Annotated in this window: 18 protein-coding genes; 5 read left to right on the top strand and 13 right to left on the bottom strand. The window is 70.7% G+C overall.

Annotation, left to right across the window (positions count from 1 at the left end):
* Positions 1–2 precede the first annotated feature (2 nt).
* Genes ACMYLB_RS12500 through trpC form a run of 5 tightly spaced genes read right to left on the bottom strand, consistent with a single transcriptional unit; the run spans position 3 to position 2,805 of the window.
* Positions 3–752 (bottom strand): hypothetical protein, encoded by a 750-nt coding sequence (locus ACMYLB_RS12500; RefSeq protein WP_415907335.1) that lies wholly within the window; start codon positions 750–752, stop codon positions 3–5.
* A gap of 6 nt (positions 753–758) precedes the next feature.
* Positions 759–1,151: a ribosomal RNA small subunit methyltransferase A gene (locus tag ACMYLB_RS12495; RefSeq protein ID WP_415907334.1), complete on the bottom strand. Its 393-nt coding sequence runs from the start codon at positions 1,149–1,151 to the stop codon at positions 759–761.
* Positions 1,142–1,582 (bottom strand): ribosomal RNA small subunit methyltransferase A, encoded by a 441-nt coding sequence (locus ACMYLB_RS12490; RefSeq protein WP_415907333.1) that lies wholly within the window; start codon positions 1,580–1,582, stop codon positions 1,142–1,144. Before ACMYLB_RS12490 ends, ACMYLB_RS12495 begins: the two co-directional genes overlap by 10 nt.
* Positions 1,583–1,585: 3 nt before the next feature.
* Positions 1,586–2,011 (bottom strand): DUF5069 domain-containing protein, encoded by a 426-nt coding sequence (locus tag ACMYLB_RS12485; RefSeq protein WP_415907332.1) that lies wholly within the window; start codon positions 2,009–2,011, stop codon positions 1,586–1,588.
* On the bottom strand, positions 2,008–2,805 hold the full coding sequence (gene trpC, locus ACMYLB_RS12480; protein ID WP_415907331.1) for an indole-3-glycerol phosphate synthase TrpC: 798 nt from the start codon (positions 2,803–2,805) through the stop codon (positions 2,008–2,010). Before trpC ends, ACMYLB_RS12485 begins: the two co-directional genes overlap by 4 nt.
* A gap of 88 nt (positions 2,806–2,893) precedes the next feature.
* Here trpC and mazG point away from each other — a divergent pair, with 88 nt between their 5' ends.
* Together mazG and ACMYLB_RS12470 are read left to right on the top strand one after the other, a co-directional pair.
* Positions 2,894–3,562 carry a nucleoside triphosphate pyrophosphohydrolase gene (gene mazG, locus ACMYLB_RS12475; RefSeq protein WP_415907330.1) on the top strand — a complete coding sequence of 223 codons (669 nt, stop codon included), beginning with the start codon at positions 2,894–2,896 and terminating at the stop codon, positions 3,560–3,562.
* A gap of 7 nt (positions 3,563–3,569) precedes the next feature.
* Positions 3,570–4,523 (top strand): tyrosine recombinase XerC, encoded by a 954-nt coding sequence (locus ACMYLB_RS12470; protein ID WP_415907329.1) that lies wholly within the window; start codon positions 3,570–3,572, stop codon positions 4,521–4,523.
* 150 nt (positions 4,524–4,673) lie between these two features.
* Here the strand turns inward: ACMYLB_RS12470 and ACMYLB_RS12465 are convergent, their stop codons facing one another.
* From ACMYLB_RS12465 to ACMYLB_RS12430, 8 genes are all read right to left on the bottom strand, one after another.
* Positions 4,674–5,525 carry a S1 RNA-binding domain-containing protein gene (locus ACMYLB_RS12465; protein ID WP_415907328.1) on the bottom strand — a complete coding sequence of 284 codons (852 nt, stop codon included), beginning with the start codon at positions 5,523–5,525 and terminating at the stop codon, positions 4,674–4,676.
* Between the two features lie 122 nt (positions 5,526–5,647).
* Positions 5,648–6,481: a hypothetical protein gene (locus tag ACMYLB_RS12460; RefSeq protein WP_415907327.1), complete on the bottom strand. Its 834-nt coding sequence runs from the start codon at positions 6,479–6,481 to the stop codon at positions 5,648–5,650.
* Entirely contained in the window at positions 6,451–6,621 is a 171-nt protein-coding gene (locus tag ACMYLB_RS12455) for a hypothetical protein (RefSeq protein WP_415907326.1), read from the bottom strand. Before ACMYLB_RS12455 ends, ACMYLB_RS12460 begins: the two co-directional genes overlap by 31 nt.
* A gap of 185 nt (positions 6,622–6,806) precedes the next feature.
* A complete protein-coding gene (locus ACMYLB_RS12450; protein ID WP_415907325.1) occupies positions 6,807–7,925 on the bottom strand; it encodes a hypothetical protein in 1,119 nt (372 codons plus the stop codon).
* Positions 7,926–7,963: 38 nt separating this feature from the next.
* A complete protein-coding gene (locus ACMYLB_RS12445) occupies positions 7,964–8,299 on the bottom strand; it encodes a hypothetical protein (protein WP_415907324.1) in 336 nt (111 codons plus the stop codon).
* A complete protein-coding gene (locus ACMYLB_RS12440; protein ID WP_415907323.1) occupies positions 8,245–9,747 on the bottom strand; it encodes a hypothetical protein in 1,503 nt (500 codons plus the stop codon). Before ACMYLB_RS12440 ends, ACMYLB_RS12445 begins: the two co-directional genes overlap by 55 nt.
* 35 nt (positions 9,748–9,782) lie before the next feature.
* A complete protein-coding gene (gene hemL / locus ACMYLB_RS12435) occupies positions 9,783–11,060 on the bottom strand; it encodes a glutamate-1-semialdehyde 2,1-aminomutase (protein WP_415907322.1) in 1,278 nt (425 codons plus the stop codon).
* Between the two features lie 52 nt (positions 11,061–11,112).
* Positions 11,113–12,762: an NAD+ synthase gene (locus ACMYLB_RS12430; protein ID WP_415907321.1), complete on the bottom strand. Its 1,650-nt coding sequence runs from the start codon at positions 12,760–12,762 to the stop codon at positions 11,113–11,115.
* A gap of 87 nt (positions 12,763–12,849) precedes the next feature.
* Here ACMYLB_RS12430 and ACMYLB_RS12425 point away from each other — a divergent pair, with 87 nt between their 5' ends.
* From ACMYLB_RS12425 to ACMYLB_RS12415, 3 genes are read left to right on the top strand one after another with little or no spacing between them, the layout of a single operon-like run.
* Positions 12,850–13,422, top strand: a complete 573-nt coding sequence (locus ACMYLB_RS12425; protein WP_415907320.1) for a Maf family protein — start codon at positions 12,850–12,852, stop codon at positions 13,420–13,422.
* Positions 13,423–13,445: 23 nt separating this feature from the next.
* The gene (locus ACMYLB_RS12420; RefSeq protein WP_415907319.1) at positions 13,446–14,561 is read left to right on the top strand and encodes a hypothetical protein; all 1,116 of its coding nucleotides are present in this window, start codon (positions 13,446–13,448) and stop codon (positions 14,559–14,561) included.
* Complete coding sequence (locus ACMYLB_RS12415) at positions 14,558–15,319, top strand: RluA family pseudouridine synthase (protein WP_415907318.1); 762 nt, start codon at positions 14,558–14,560, stop codon at positions 15,317–15,319. Before ACMYLB_RS12420 ends, ACMYLB_RS12415 begins: the two co-directional genes overlap by 4 nt.
* Positions 15,320–15,381 lie beyond the last annotated feature (62 nt).

Genomic DNA, 15,381 nt, shown 5'->3' with positions numbered 1-15,381 from the left:
ACTCAGCGCGCCGGCCGGGCCGGCTTGGGCGTCGGCACCTGGAGGCGGTTCGCGAGCTCGACGAGGCGCGCGCGCAGGATCTCGTTCTCCTGCGCGGGCGTCTTCTGGAACGCCGAGCGCTGCGTCACGCGTTCGGCCAGTTCGGCGGTGAGGATGAAGATGCAGCCGTTCTGGACAAACAGCAGGGTGCCGCGCTTGGCCACCGCGGGCGAGGCCGGCGCGCTCTCGAGGACGCTGGTGCGCGACTCGAAGGCCGAGCCGCCGGGCAGCAGCGAGAAGACGAAGAGCGCGCCGTCGCGCAGCTGCGGGCTGTAGAGGCTGGCCTCGTTGGCGGAGCCAGGGAAGCGCTGCGCGAAATCCGGGAAGACGAATTCCTTGAAGAAATACTCCAGATAGTCGCGCGTGCCGCGCGTATCGAGCTCCCACTTGTTCGAGAGATCGAGCGGGAAGCAGGCGACGCTCACGTGCGTGCTGACCGGATCGTCGAAGGTGACGACGTTCTCCGTGTCGTGGATCTGGCCGCCCAGCTCGGGCAGCACGGGGATCGTCATGCGGAAGCGGGCCCCGGGGGCGACGTAGGTCGTGCCCTTGACCTCGCCGTAGAGCGAGGGCGGGGGCGATGCGACCTGCGCGCGCGCGGCGGTCAGGGCAAGCAGGCCGAGGCAGCAGGCGGCGAGGCGGCGGATGCGCGGGACGGGGACCACGAAGCCTTCGACTGTGCGGGCACCGGGGCGGATTTCAAGCGCGGGCATGCGTCGTTAGACGCGCAGCCGCTGCCAGAGTGCCACGGGAATCTGTTCCGGCCGGGCGCGGGCATCGAGGCCGGCCTCCGGCAGCAGCGCTAGCCAGGCCGCACCGCCGTCGGGCAGCTTGCCGCGCAGGAGCGAGCCGATCTGCTTGCGGCGTTGCTGGAAACATTCGCGGATCAGGCGCTTCACCTCCGGCGCGAAGATGAACGGCTCGGGGCGTCGCGCGAGGTTGAGCAGGTAGGATTCGACGTCCGGGGCCGGGTAGAAGCAGGTCGCGGGGACCTTGTGGCCGGGATCGGTGAGGAAGGCCGACTGGACGAAGATCGAGATCGCGCCGAACTGCTTCGTGCCCGGCTTCGCCATGTAGCGCTGCGCCGCCTCCTGCTGGAGCATCAGCACCATGCGCCGCGGCAGGGGCCGCCGAGCACGGCGTCCATCCAGGGGGTCGAGATCGCGTAGGGCAGGTTGGCGACGATCTTGAAATCCGCCGCGCGCGCCGCGGGCAGGCCGGCGATCGGGTGCGCGACGGCGTCCTCCTCGATCAGGTGCAGCCGGCCGGGATGCTCGACCGCCAGCGTGGCGCGCAGGTGCGCGGCCATGGTGCCGTCCTTCTCGACGGCGAAGACCTCCGCCCCGGCGCCGAGCAGCGCCGAGGTCAGCGTGCCGAGCCCCGGGCCGACCTCGACGACGGTGTCGCCGGGCGCAACCGCGCCGAGTTCGACGGACTTGCGGACGATGTTGCCGTCGATGAGGAAATTCTGGCCGAGAAACCGCTTCGGCGAGTGGCCGAGGCGGGCGAGGAGTTCACGCGTGGCGTTGAGCGTGAGCGGCATGCCTCAGGTCTTGCGGCCTTCGTCGACCGCCCAGAACTCCATCAGCGTGCGGATGTCGGCGCGGGCCGACAGGCCGGCCTCGGCCTTGAACTTCTCCAGGATCGGCGCGGCGCCGTCGTTCCAGCCGCGCTTGGCGATGAAATCGTTCCAGATGAGGATCTCGTCGGCGTTGAGGCGCCGGGACTGCGCGTAGCACCACTCCAGCACCTGCTCGTCCGTCGCGCCGGCGAGCACCTGGGCCTTCAGCGCCTCGTAGTCGACGTGGAGGAAATTGCAGAGGCGACCGTCCATGCCCTTGCCGAGGTTGGCGTGGAAGTCCTCGCGCAGCTCGCCGCGCGCGTGCTTGCGGATCTTGTCGGTCATGCGACCGAAATAAATGAGGCCGCCGACGAGGATCAGCGGATCGGAGGGAATCTGTTTGGTGCTCATGCCGTGGAAAACTCGTGGATCAGCACCGCGGGGTCGTCGGCGCGCATCAGCGCCTCTCCGACCAGCACGGCCTGCGCGCCCGCGGCGCGGACGCGTGCGGCGTCGCGCGCGGTGAAGATGCCGCTCTCGCTGACGGCGATGACCTCCCGCGGGAACTGCGGGATCAGCCGCTCCGAGAGCGCGAGGTCGCACTTGAAGATCGCCAGGTCGCGGTTGTTCACGCCGATGATCCGTGCGCCGTGCTTCACCGCCCGCTCGAGGTCCGCCTCGTCGTGGATCTCGAACAACGCGTCCATGCCGGCGGCCGCGGCGCCGGCGTGGAGCTGCGAGATCTCGGAATCGTCGAGCGCGCGCACGATGATGAGGATCGCGCTCGCGCCGGCCTCGCGCGCCTGCAGCACCTGCACCGGGTGCACCATGAAGTCCTTGCGCAGGCAGGGGAGCGCCGGGGTCTGCTGCCGGAAGAACTGCGTGACCTCCTCCAGGTCCGCCATGCGGCCGCCGAAGAACTTCTCATCGGTCAGCACGGACAGCGCGCTGGCGCCGGCGCCGTGGTAGCGCCGGGCCTGGTCGATCGCCTTGGTGCCCTCGCTGATGGCCCCGGCGGAGGGCGAACGGCGCTTGATCTCGGCGATGACCGCCAGCTTGCCGTCGGCGCGGCGCAGGGCGGCGGCGAACGACGGCACCGGCGGCAGCGAAGCGTGCAGGCGTGCCAGTTCCTCCTCGAACACCGGTCGGAGGAGCGGGGCGATCTCGCGCCGCTTGTGCGCCATGATTTCGGCCAGTTTGTCCATGCGGGGAAGCGACTAGGATTGGCCAACCGGACGGCAGCGCAACCACAAGTTTCTTGCCGCCGCCGCCATGACGCGAAGAGTGGGGCGCATGAGCGCCATCGACGACCTGCGGCAGACCATGGCCCGCCTCCGCGCCCCGGACGGCTGTCCCTGGGACCGCGAGCAGACCCACGCCACGCTTGCCCGGCACCTGATCGACGAGTGCAGCGAACTCCTCGACACCATCGACCGCGGCGACATCCCGCACATGCGCGAGGAGCTCGGCGACGTGCTGCTCCAGGTCGTCTTCCACGCCCAGCTGGCGGCGGAGCGCGGCGATTTCACCTTCGACGACGTGGCGCGCGAGATCAACGACAAGCTCGTCCGCCGCCACCCGCACGTCTTCGGCGACGCCACCGCCGGCAACGCCGAGCAGGTCATCGACGTCTGGGAGGGCATCAAGGCGCAGGAGAAGGCCGCCGCGGGCAAGGTCGAGTCGCAGGTCTTCAAGAAGCTCCCGCCGCGCCTGCCCGCGCTGCTGTTCGCCGAGGACGTCGCCAAGCGCATCGAGAAGCAGCGGCTGCCCGCCGACGGCGTCGTCGACGCCGCCGCGATCGCGCGCCGCGCCGAGGCGCTCACGCCCGAGGCCGCCGGCCGCGCGCTCTACGAGCTGGCCGCCGCCTGCCGCGCGCGCGGCATCGATCCCGAGCTGGCGCTGCGCCGCGAATGCGACCGCGTGATGCACGCGGTGGAGGCCCGCGTCGCGGCGCAGGCCTGAGCGCGCCATGAGCGAGGACGCTCCCGCGCCCGAGACGAAGGTGCCGGCCGCCGTCGCCGCCGAGTGGCTGGAGCCGTTCCTCGATTTCCTCGCCAAGGAGCGGCGCTACTCCGCCTACACGGTGCGGAACTACCGGCAGGCGTTCGAGGATTTCTACCTCTGGGCCCAGACCGGCGCCCGCGGACGCGCGGACGGCTTCGCCGGCTTCACGACCGCGGACATGCGCGGCTTCGTCATCGAGGGACAGCGGCGCTTCAGCCGTCGCACGCTGCACAATCACGTCTCCGGCCTGCGCGCGTTCTTCCGCTACTGGCAGCGGCGCGGCCGGCTGGCCCGCAATCCCTTCACCGGCGTGCCGCTCCCGAAGCTCGGGCGGACACTGCCGAAATTCCTGACCGAGACCCAGGTGGCCACGCTGCTCGCGGGGCCGCAGAAGCTCCTCGAGCGCGGCGAGGCGGACAAGTTCACCGCCTGGCGCGACCGGCTCGTGCTCGAGCTGCTCTACGGCGGCGGACTGCGCGTGAGCGAGCTCGTGGGCCTGAATTACGGCGCGATCGATTTCGGCACCGGCAGCGCGCGCGTGCTCGGCAAGGGCCGCAAGGAGCGCATCTGCCCGCTCGGTGCGGTGGCGATGGCGGTGCTGCAGAAGTTCCGCGACGAGTTCGCGCCCGACCCGAAGCCGCCGCATCCCGTGCTCGTCACCGCGCGCGGCGACCGCCTGTCCGTGCGCGCCGTGCAACTGATCGTGAAGCGCTACCTCGCGCTCGCCGATCTGCCGATGGACCTCTCGCCGCACAAGCTGCGGCATTCCTACGCCACCCACCTGCTGAACTCCGGCGCCGACCTGCGCGCGGTGCAGGAGCTGCTCGGGCACGCCAACCTCGCGACGACGCAGATCTACACGCACACGAGCGTCGCCCGGCTGAAGGAAATCTACGCCAAGGCGCACCCGCGGGCGTAGGACCGGCGGCGCGTGCGGCTCGCGCGCGCGATGCGGCGACCGCCGCGTCGAAACTCCCGGAGCGCAGGGCCCGCGACCGCCGCGGTGGCGCGACGGGAACCGGGCGCTCCGGATGCACAACGGCCCGGGGACGATGGCTCCCGCGCTTCGCTACCGGTCGTCGCTCGGTTCGGCGAGCCGGATGCCGCGCGGCTCGATGACGATGCGGCGCTCGCGGTAGAGTGCGCCGATGGCCTGCTTGAACGCCTTCTTGCTCACGCCGAAGGCGGCGCGGATTTCCTCCGGGATGCTGTTGTCGCCGTAGGGCAGGCGGCCGCCGTTGGCCTCCAGGGCGGCGAGGATCTGGTCGGTCAGCGCCGCGATGCGGCGGTAACCGGCCTTGCCGAGCGCGAGGTCGAGTTTGCCGTCGGGGCGGATGGCGCGCACGTAGCCGTCGACCCACTCGCCGATCGCCAGCGGCGCGGCGAGGTCGGTGTGATAGATCAGTCCCCGGTGCGCATGGTTGACGACCAGGTTGTAGCCGATGGGGCTGCGGCTCGCGACGAGCAGGCGCACCGATTCGCCTTCGTGGTAGCGCGGCGGCGTGCGGTCGAGGAAGCGGTTGAAGCGCGCCGTCGCGATCAGGCGGTCGGTGTGCGGGTCGATCATCACGAGCACGACGATCCGTTCGCCCGGCTGGACGGGGCCGGACATCTCGCGGATCGGCAGCAGCAGGTCCTTCTCCAGTCCCCAATCGAGGAACACGCCGATGCGCGGGGTCAGGCTGACGACGCGCAGGGCGGCGAACTCGCCGGCGTAGGCGAGCGGCTTTTCGGTCGTGGCCACGAGGCGATCCTCGGTGTCCCGATACACCAGCACTTCGATCAGATCGCCCGGCGTGGTGCCGGCGGGAATGTAGCGGCTGGGCAGCAGGATTTCGCCGTGGCTGCCGCCGTCGAGGTAGTAACCCGGCGGGGCGAAGCGGACGATACGGAGACGATTGCGTTGGCCAAGGAGCGCCATGGCCCTGAACGTGCACGCGTTTCGCGCCGATGAGGAGAGAAATCCGTGCGGCGCTCCTCGGGGGCGCGCCGCACCGGCTTACGCGTCGCACGGCTGTTCGCCGCCGATGGGACGCGCGGGTTTTACTTCAGCGGCAGGCGCTTCGCGGCGCTGTTGCCGGACTTGTCGTAGAGCGTGATCTCGACCGAGGTGGCGCCGGCGGACTTGGCGTCGGTGAACTCGGCGACGAAGGTCTCGCGGCGGCTATCGAGGATGCCGTCGGCCGGCTGTTCGAGCGTCACGTGCGCGCCGTTGTTCAACGCGAACTCCGCGCCCTCGAGCAGGCTGAGGGCGTCCCGCCCCTCGACGCTCACCCGCCAGGTGCCGGCGACGTGCTCGACCCTGGCGTCGAGGATCTCCGGCGGGGTGCGGTCGACGGTGAGGAAGTCGGTCTCGAAGGTGTAGCCGAGCCGCTGCGCCACCGGGCGCGGCGCCGTCTCGCGGGCAACGAGGCGCGAGCGGTAGCGGCCCTCGGGCAGGTGACTGATGTCGAACTGCACGTAGGAATCCGGCGTGTCGATCGCGAGGTCGGTCCACTCGTCCTTGCCCTCGGGGCTGATCGAGAACGTGGCGACGACATTGTCGTCGTCGGCGTCGGTGAGCGTCCAGTAGACGATCTGGGCGCCGGGAGCGGGAACGACCGGGCTGTTGAACAGGCCGCCCTTGCGTTTCGCGCCGCCGTCGTCCTTGGCGTCGCGGGCGGAGGGGAAGAGCAGTTGTCCGAGCGTCATGCTCGGGCTGACCGCGCCGGTGTCGGCCACGGGCACCAGGCCGAGGTTGGCCGGGAAGATCCGGAAGTCGGCCAGCTGCGGCCGGCGGTTCTGCGGGAGGTAGAAGAGCGTCGCCTTGTCGATCGCGGGCTCGGCGTCGAGCTGGTAGCGCCAGGTCACGCGCAGCTGCACGTAGCGGCCGCGCAAGCCGGGGCGAACCAGCCGCCGTCGGCGGGCTTCAGGTCGGTCCACGGGCCCCAGCCCTCGAGCTCGTCGCTGCCGAGGCTGGTGCGGAGTGCGACGCGCACGCGTTCGGCGGCGGCGCCGTCGAGACGGGCGAAGCGCACCTGGCCGAGGTCGGCGGCGACGCCGAGGTCGAGCTTGCGGGTCTCGAGCGATCGATCGGTGCTTTCGTAGAAGTTCAGCTGGGAGAAGCCGGCCGCGTTGTTGCGGAGGAGATGGAAGAGGCCGCGGGTGCCGGTGTGGCTGGGGAGGATGGCGTTGACCTGCGCGGAGGCGACGGCGCCGAGGTTCAGGCTGCGGCGCTCCGCGGGCGCGTAGGCGACGATCTCGCCCTGCTCGCCGCCGCTGATGAGGATCCAGCGCGAGGCCGCGTCCTCGTGCCAGGCGAGGCGGTAGAACGCGGTGTTCGGGCGCGAGACGACCGTCTCGGGCAGGGCGTCGGCGGGGAAATAGACCAGCTGCGCGCGGCCGGTGAATTTCTCCGTCCGCGCCGGGTCGCTGTCGTTCGCGTCGTCGGCCTTGGCCGCGGCCGGGGCGGCGGGCGCCGCGGGGCGGTTGACGCGGGCCTCGCCGGTGGCGCCGGAGAGCGTGACCGCGGCGTAGAAGGAACCGTCGCGGTCGGCCAGCAGGTCGGTGACCTCGGCCTCGCGGTTCTCGAGCAGCAGCAGCGGCGCGCCGCCGGCGGCGGGGAAGGCGTAGACGTTGCCCTTCGGAGCGGAGCCGGCGATGACGCGGCCGTCGGCGAGGGAAGGAGGCGGCGGACGTTGCGGTCGCGGATCTCGCCGAAGAGCGTGATGCCGTGCTTGGCCAGGTCGGCGGGCGTGGCGAGCTTGCCCTTGGCCTCGCCGGCGGCGGCGAATTTCGCGAGGTCGACGCGGTAGATGCGGCCGGGGTTGCCGGTGGCGACGAGCACGGCGGCGGCCGGTCCGGGCAGCCGCGCGATGTCGAAGATGGAATCGGCCGGCAGGCCGGCGAGGGCGACCAGCTTGCCGCCGCGTGCGAGCGCCAGCGTGCCCTGTGGCGAGGTGCCGGCGAGGAAGGCGTCGCCGTCGAGCGCGCAGAGGGCGAAGACGTGCGTGGCGTCGAGATCGAGCGCGAGCTCCGGCTTGTAGTCGGTGCGCACGTCGGTGTTGACGCGGAAGACCTTGCCCTCGGGGCCGGTGCCGACGAGCCACGCCTTGTCGTCGCCGGCGCGCGTGAAGGTCCACAGCAGGTCGGCGGGGATCGAGCCCGGCAGGTCGCGGAGCGTCGGGCCGACGAGCAGGCGGCCGTCGGAGCGCACGGCGAAGCCCTTGAGATTGCGGTTGGGGACTTCGCGGAAGAAGTCGATCTCGAGCTGCTTGGAGAGCGGTTCCGCGGTGAGGGTCGCGCCCGCGGCGGCGAACGCGAGGAGAGGGAGGAGTCGCATGAGGAAACAGGTCCGCGGGGCGCGGCGGACGGCGCGGATCAGTCCGTGATCTTCAGCGACCGGCGCAGGTTCACGTTGAAGAGGCGGCCGGGCAGGAGGTGGGATTCCCAGAGGGGCACCGCGGCCTCGCGGCGCTGATAGCGCGCGGCGTCGGTCGAGCGGGCGATGCGCTCGAAGGAGCCCGGCAGCTCGACCGTGGTGGCGGTGTTGTCGGTGAAGAGGGCGGTGCGCTCGACCACGGCGAGGTAGAGCCCGTCGGCGTCGCGCGCGTCGCGGAGCAGGCCGAGGTATTCGTCGAAGTTGCGCAGCTGGCTGACGTTCATCGCGCGTGGGCGGCCGGTGAGGTCGTCGAGCTGGCGGCCGTTGGCGAGCACGACCTCGAGTTCCTTGCCCGTCCAATCGGCCGGGACCGGGATCGCGACGGTTTCGACCGCCCGCTCGGACTGGAAGCCGCGCCAGCTGATCGCGGCGGTGATCGTCTCGCCGGCGGTCGCGGTCGTGCGCGAAACCTGGAGCAGCTCGACGTAGCCGACGGGCGTCTCGGGGTCTCCTCGACGGCGAAGCGGATCTTCTCGGGGAAGGTGCGCTCGTAGGGATTGAAGAGCCACTGCTGGAGGTTCTGGGTGAACTCGCCCACGCCCTGGGCGAAGCCCTGAGGCCCCGGGTAGAGGCGGCTGAACTCCAGCGGCTCGCGCCCGGCGTATTCGACCGTGGCGCGCAGGCGGAAGCCGCGCGTGAGGCCCGCTTCGTTCGAGCCGAGCACGGCCTGCGTCAGGCCGGTGGCCGCGATGGCGGGCAGCAGCATCTCGTGCTGCACGACGGAGAACTTCAGGCTCTTGCGGTTGAGGCGCGACGGCAGGTCGATCTCGACCGGCACGAGGTGCGGCATGCGGCCGACCTCGCCGTAGATGGCGGAGAGGCGGTCCTGGGAGAAGGTGCCGATCACGCGGCCGGTGTTGCTCACCTTGATCGAGTTCAGCGAGCTCGGCAAAATCGTAACGATCTCCGCCTCGGCCATCGGCACCTCGGTGGCGCCGAGCGTCATGAGCGGGTGGCCGAAGGCGAGGACGTGCGTGCCGTCGACGTGCGAGACGGTGCCGCCGGCGGCCATGGTGATGTCGCCGACCGCGAGCGCGGCGGCGACGACGCCGCCGGGTTTCAGGTCCGGCGCCGGCGCGTCGGGCATCTCCGCCGCGGCGGAGCCGGTGTTGCCGCCGAGCGCGATGGCGTTGAGCCCGATGGCCTCGAATTGCGGCGCCATCACCTCGGCCACCTGCGGCGCGATGCCGCCGAGCGCGAACACCGGGCGGAACGGCTGGAAGTCGCCGCCCATCGCGCGCGGGGCCGGCCGCTCGTCGCGGGCGCGCGGGCCCGCCTTGACCGGGATCGGCAGCGTCGTCGCGGGCGCGGGCGCGCTGGCGGGCAGGGAGCTGACCTCGAGCATGTCGGCGATCGGGGTGAACCCGGCGTAGCGCACGGTCTCGAAGCGCTGGATCTGGTAGGAGAGCACGCCGGCGATCTTGCCGTCGATGTAGAGCGGGCTGCCGCTCATGCCGGCAACGGCGCCCATCGGCTGCACGCGCGGGTCAGTGAGTTCGCAGAGGATCAGGCTCTTGCCCGGCCCGAGGGCGTTCTGGAGCACGCCGGTGACCTGCACGGCGAACGGCTCCGACTGCGTGCCGCGGAAGACGGTCCAGACCTCGCCCTTCATGCCCGGCTTCAGCTCGCTCAGCGGCAGGACCGGCGCGTGGGCCGGTTGGGCGCGCGCGACGACGGCCAGCAGCAACGCGGCGGCGAGGGCGTGGAGGCGGAGGAGGCGCATGTTTGCTCTAAATCAACGGCACAAACGGCCGTTCCTTAGAGCGAGGTAATGGCTTTCGACACGACTTCGCAAGCCCGCGCCACGGCATTGCCCTCGTGGGCGGTGCTGAGGAACCACGCCTCGTAAGCGCTCGGGGGCAGGTAGACGCCGCCGTCGAGGCAGGCGTGGAAGAATCGGCCGAAGAGCTTGGCGTCGGAAGCGAGCGCCGTCGGCATGTCGCGCACGGGCGTGGGCGTGAAGAAGAGGCTGAACATCGACCCGACCTGCGGCGCCTGGAGCGGGAGGCCCTTGGCGGCGGCGGCGGCCTTCGCCGCGCCCACGACCTGGCGGCCGAGCGCGTCGAGGCGCGCGTAGGGATTCAGTTCCTCGAGCAGCTGGAGCGACGCGATGCCCGCGGCCATGGCGAGCGGGTTGCCGCTGAGCGTGCCGGCCTGGTAGACCGGGCCGAGCGGCGCGAGGTAATCCATGATCTCGGCGCGGCCGCCGAAGGCGCCGACGGGCAGGCCGCCGCCGATGATCTTGCCCAGCGTGGTGAGGTCGGGCGTGATTTTCTCGAGTTCCTGCACGCCGCCCTTGGCGAGGCGGAAGCCGGTCATGACCTCGTCGAAGATGAGCACCGAGCCGTGCGCGGCGGTGATCTGGCGGACGAACTGCAGGTAGCCCGCGTCGGGCTTGATGAAGCCGACGTTGCCGATGTAGGGCTCGAGGATGACGCAGGCGATCTGGCCGGTGTTGGCCGCGAACGCGGCCTGGAGCGCCGCGGTGTCGTTGTAGGGCAGCACGATGGTCTGCTGCGCGAACGCTGCCGGCACGCCGGCGCTGTCGGGATGGCCGTGCGTGAGCGCGCCGGAGCCGGCGGCGACGAGCAGCGAGTCGCTGTGGCCGTGGTAGCAGCCGGCGAACTTGATGATCTTGTCGCGCTTGGTGTAACCGCGGGCGAGGCGGATGGCGGACATCGTCGCCTCGGTGCCGCTGGAGCAGAGTCGGACCTTCTGGATCGACGGGAAGAACTTCACGATCAGCTCGGCCATCTCGACCTCGAGCGGGTTGGGCGTGCCGAAGGACGTGCCGCGCTCCAGCGCGGCGGCGATGGCGGCCTTGATGCGCGGGTGGTTGTGGCCGTGGATGGCCGGGCCCCAGGTGCAGACGAAGTCGATCAGCTCGCGCCCGTCGGCCGTCGTGAGCGTGGCCCCCTGCGCGGAGCGGGTGAAGAACGGCGCGCCGCCGACGGAGCGGAAGGCGCGCACGGGGGAGTTCACGCCGCCGGGGATGAGCTGCTTGGCGCGTTCGAAGAGTTTCTCGGAACTGGTCATCGGGAAAGGTTAGCGGGGAGAGCCGGAGCGGGCCGCGCGTTTTGTGCGAAACTCAGCTCACGTATTTTTGGACGATCGGGATGCGGCGGCCGACGCCGAAGGCGAGGGGAGTGATCTTCAGCCCGGGCGCGGCCTGCTTACGCTTGTATTCGCTGAGATCGACCTTGCGGACGACGTCGTTGACCACCGCCTCGGGGAAGCCCTGCGCGACGAGGTCGGCGCGGGAGAGGCCGTCCTCGACGTAGCCCTTGAGGATCGCGTCGAGCTGGTCGTAGGGCGGCAGGCTGTCCTGATCGGTCTGGTTCGGACGCAGCTCGGCGCTCGGGGCCTTGTCGATGGTGTTCTGCGGGATGATCTCGCGCTCGCGGTTGATCCAGCGCGAGAGGGCGTAGACCTGGGTCTTGAACACGTCCGAGATCACGGCGAGGCCGCCGCACATGTCGCCGTAGAGCGTGCAGTAGCCGACCGCCAGCTCGCTCTTGTTGCCGGTGGTGAGGAGGAGCGAATTGAACTTGTTCGACATCGCCATGAGCAGCAGGCCGCGGGCGCGCGCCTGGATGTTCTCCTCGGCGATGTCGCGCGTCGTGCCGGCGAACTGCGGGGCCAGCGACTGCTCCGCGGCGGCGACGACCGCGGCGATCGACACGGTGTGGAACGAGATGCCGAGCGCGCGCGCGAGCGTGGCGGCGTCGTCCTTCGAGTGCTGGCTGGAGATGACCGAGGGCAGGCTCACGCCGGTGACGTTTTCCGGGCCCAGCGCTGCGGCGGCGAGGACGGCGACGAGGGCCGAGTCGATGCCGCCGGAGAGGCCGATGAGCGCCTTCTTGAAGCCGGTCTTGTGCGCGTAGTCGCGCACGCCGAGCACGAGCGCGTCGAACACGTCGGCCAGCTCCGCCTGCTCGTAGGTGGCGTGCGCGGCCTGGGGCGCGGGCGGCGCGGCGACGTCGACCACGTGCAGCTCCTCGCGGAACGCGGCCAGGCCGCCGAGGAGACGGCCGTCGGCCCCGCACACGATGCTGCGGCCGTCGAAGATCAGCTCGTCGTTGCCGCCGACGGAGTTCACGTAGACGACCGGCGCCCGCACGGCGCGGGCGGTGTCGGCGACGAGCGTCTGGCGGACGCGGCCCTTGCCGCAGTTCCACGGGCTGGCCGAGAGATTGAGCACGAGGTCGCAGCCCTGCGCGGCGAGCCGCGCGACGGGCGTCTGTGCGCCGTAGAGCCGGCGGGTGGAGATCATCTCGTGTGTCCAGATGTCCTCGCAGATCGTGATCCCGAGGCGGCGGCCGGCAAACTCGATCACGGTCGGCTCCGGGGCCGGCTCGAAATAGCGGTCCTCGTCGAAGACGTCGTAGGTCGGCAGCAGGCACTTGTGCGCCGAGCGGAGCACCTGGCCGCGGTGGCAGAAGGCGGCGGCGTTGAAGGCGGGGCGGCCGGTGCCGGTGGGATTGGCCTCGACGGTGCCGACGACCGCCGGCACCTCGCCGACCTCGGCCGCGATGGCGCGGGTGGACGCCTCGACGTCGCGCACAAAGCGCCGCTTGAACAGCAGGTCGCGCGGCGGGTAGCCGCAGACCACCAGCTCCGGGAACAGGACCAGTTCGGCGCCCTGCGCCACGAGGGCGCGGTAGGCGTCGAGGATGCGGCGGCGGTTGCCCGCGAGGTCGCCGACGATGGTGTTGATCTGGGCCAGTCCGATGCGCATGCGCCGGAGAACGTTGGCGGCCTCCGCCCGGCTGGCAACTGCTACTTCCCGCTAGCCGGGAGCCGGAAAGCCTGCCAACTGTGCCGCGTGCCGCCGCTCATCCTCGCCTCCGCCTCGCCCCGCCGCCGCGAGCTCCTCGCCCAGCTCGGCGTGCCCTTCGAGATCGTGACCGCCCGCGTTACCGAGCACGAGGCGCCCGACGCCGACCCGCGCCACCTGGTGCAGCACAACGCCGCGATCAAGGCGGAGTGGGTGAGCGCGCGCCACCCGGAGGCGCTCGTCCTCGGCGCCGACACCACCGTGTGCATCGACGACCACGTGCTCAACAAGCCCGCCGACCTCGCCGAGGCGCGGGCGATGCTCCGGCGGCTGAGCGGGCGCACCCACTCGGTCTTCACCGGCCTGGCCCTGCGCCGCGGCGCGGACGGCCTGAAAATCGACGAGATCGTGGAGAGCCAGGTGGCCTTCAAACCGCTGGACGAGGCTGCCATCACCGCCTACCTGGAGCGCGTCCACACGCTCGACAAGGCCGGCGGTTACGCGATCCAGGAGCACGGCGAGCTCATCATCGCGTCATACCGGGGCTCCCTGACCAACATCGTCGGCTTGCCGGTGGAAGAAACGAGAACACTTTTGACTCGCGCAGGTCTCATGCGCTGAATCTTTCCCGAAAAGTGGTCACCTTGTCCCCATCTCCGCGCCCCGACGCCCCCGCCCGCTCCGGCTCGCCGGTGCAGGAGCCCGCCAACCGCTCCATCGCGATCGGTTTCATCTGCACGCTGCTGTTCCACATCCTGCTGCTGTGCCTCGCGCCGCTGTTCCCGGTCGAGAAATTCGCCGGCTCGCACTCCAACCTCGACTGGGTGGCCAAGGCCAACCGCGGCAAGGAGTTCAATTTCGAGCTGACGCCCCCCGAGCCGGAGCCGAAGCAGCCCGACCCCTTCAAGTTCGTCGAGACCAACCCCGACGCTCCCGAGAACACGCCGGACAAGACGAACAACTACTCGAACCGCAACCAGCAGTCCGCCCAGAAGGAGAAGCCGCCCGAGACCGATCCCGAGAACCGGCCGAGCGTGAAGGGCCAGGACGACATCAAGAACGACTCCTCCATCGTCTCCGGCGACATGGCCCGTCCGCAGGACGGCGCCGCCGTCACCGCGATGCAGAACGCCCTCGAGAACGCCACCCCGCAGGCCGCCCAGCAGGCCCGGGCCGAGCAGGTGCCGTTGCAGGGCACCGAGAAGATCGACGGCAAGTCCGAGGACGGCGTCGGCAGCAACATCTCGCAGAGCCAGTCGCCCTCGAACCAGGCGGAGAAATTCCTCGAAGGCGCCAAGAACGGCAAGAGCCCCACCGGCGGCCTGACCGAGAGCCCGCAGGTCGAGGAATCGCGCCCCAAGCCGAAGGCCCGCCCGCGCCTCACCCAGGCCCGGCCCAACATCCTCCAGAACCGCCTGGCCGGCACCCAGAACATCGGCATCCTCGGCATCGACGCCCGCTGGAGCGAATACGGCGAATACATGCAGGAGTTCATCGAGATCGTGCAGGCCTCGTGGTATTCGATCCTCGACGAGTCGCGCATCGCCCCGAAGTCCGGCACCCACGTCTTCGTCACCTTCACGCTCAACTCCGACGGCGAGGTCTCGATCGTCACGACCGAGGAAACCGCCGGCAAGCAGGGCGTCTACGCCTGCACCAATGCGCTGACCGTCCGCCAGCCCTACCGCAAGTGGACCGAGCAGATGATCGCCGTGCTCGGCAAGCAGCAGACGATGACGTTCAGCTTCTACTACCAGTGAGCGGCCCGGGGGCAGAATTCTGGACCGCCATCCCGCTCGGTCCCGGGGTCACGCTGCTCGCCCACGACGCCAACGGCCTCGCCGCCTGCAACAAGCCGGCCGGCGTCCTCTCGCACCCGAACGAGCGCGCCGACGAGCCGCGCTCGCTGCTGACCGGCACCTATCGCGCCGCCGAAGAATGCTGGGTCTGGAAGGACGAGGCGGGCGCGGAGCGCCGGCTGTGGCTGCTCAACCGCCTCGACGGCGCCACCTCGGGCGTCATCCTCGTCTGCGGCAACGGCGAACTCGCCCGGGCGATCAAGGAGCTCTTCGCGCGGAAGAAGGTCCGCAAGGTCTACGCCGCGCTCGTCTTCGGCAAGCCGTCCGAGCGCAACCAATTCTGGCGCGACCTGCTCGCCGTCGAGAAGCGCGGCGGCCAGATCCGCACCAGCGCCGTCGCCGGCCACCTGCCGGCGGCGACCCAGTTCAGCTTCGTCGAGCACCGCCAGGGCGCGTTCTCGACCTCGCTGGTCAAGCTGGAGCCGCACACCGGCCGCAGCCACCAGCTCCGCGCCCAGTGCGCGAAGCGCCGCCTGCCGATCGTCGGCGACCAGACCTACGGCGACTTCATGCTCAACCGCGAGTTTGCCCGCGCCACGCGGGAGAAGCGGCTGTTCCTCCACTCGCACGAGACGAGTTTCACCTACGAATTCGGCGGCGCCAGCCATCCCTTCCGCGCCACGGCGCCGCTGCCGCCGGAGTTCACCCGCAAATACTGACGGGCGCCCGTGCCCGTCATCGGCTTCCCCGCGCTTGAAGCGGACGCCGCGTCCGGCAAGCT

Origin of the sequence: Oleiharenicola sp. Vm1, assembly GCF_047777955.1 — a bacterium.
GTDB lineage: Bacteria > Verrucomicrobiota > Verrucomicrobiia > Opitutales > Opitutaceae > Didemnitutus.
Note: the sequence above shows the minus strand (reverse complement) of the source record. Positions and strands in the feature narration are given on the sequence as shown.

Coding starts and splice junctions, on each gene's coding strand:
- ACMYLB_RS12485 (WP_415907332.1), bottom strand. CDS start 2,011: ATGAGCACCAAACAGATTCCCTCCGATCCGCTGATCCTCGTCGGCGGC.
- ACMYLB_RS12490 (WP_415907333.1), bottom strand. CDS start 1,582: ATGCCGCTCACGCTCAACGCCACGCGTGAACTCCTCGCCCGCCTCGGC.
- ACMYLB_RS12465 (WP_415907328.1), bottom strand. CDS start 5,525: ATGGCGCTCCTTGGCCAACGCAATCGTCTCCGTATCGTCCGCTTCGCC.
- ACMYLB_RS12495 (WP_415907334.1), bottom strand. CDS start 1,151: ATGGTGCTGATGCTCCAGCAGGAGGCGGCGCAGCGCTACATGGCGAAG.
- hemL (WP_415907322.1), bottom strand. CDS start 11,060: ATGACCAGTTCCGAGAAACTCTTCGAACGCGCCAAGCAGCTCATCCCC.
- ACMYLB_RS12500 (WP_415907335.1), bottom strand. CDS start 752: ATGCCCGCGCTTGAAATCCGCCCCGGTGCCCGCACAGTCGAAGGCTTC.
- trpC (WP_415907331.1), bottom strand. CDS start 2,805: ATGGACAAACTGGCCGAAATCATGGCGCACAAGCGGCGCGAGATCGCC.
- ACMYLB_RS12450 (WP_415907325.1), bottom strand. CDS start 7,925: ATGCGACTCCTCCCTCTCCTCGCGTTCGCCGCCGCGGGCGCGACCCTC.
- ACMYLB_RS12470 (WP_415907329.1), top strand. CDS start 3,570: ATGAGCGAGGACGCTCCCGCGCCCGAGACGAAGGTGCCGGCCGCCGTC.
- mazG (WP_415907330.1), top strand. CDS start 2,894: ATGAGCGCCATCGACGACCTGCGGCAGACCATGGCCCGCCTCCGCGCC.
- ACMYLB_RS12430 (WP_415907321.1), bottom strand. CDS start 12,762: ATGCGCATCGGACTGGCCCAGATCAACACCATCGTCGGCGACCTCGCG.
- ACMYLB_RS12440 (WP_415907323.1), bottom strand. CDS start 9,747: ATGCGCCTCCTCCGCCTCCACGCCCTCGCCGCCGCGTTGCTGCTGGCC.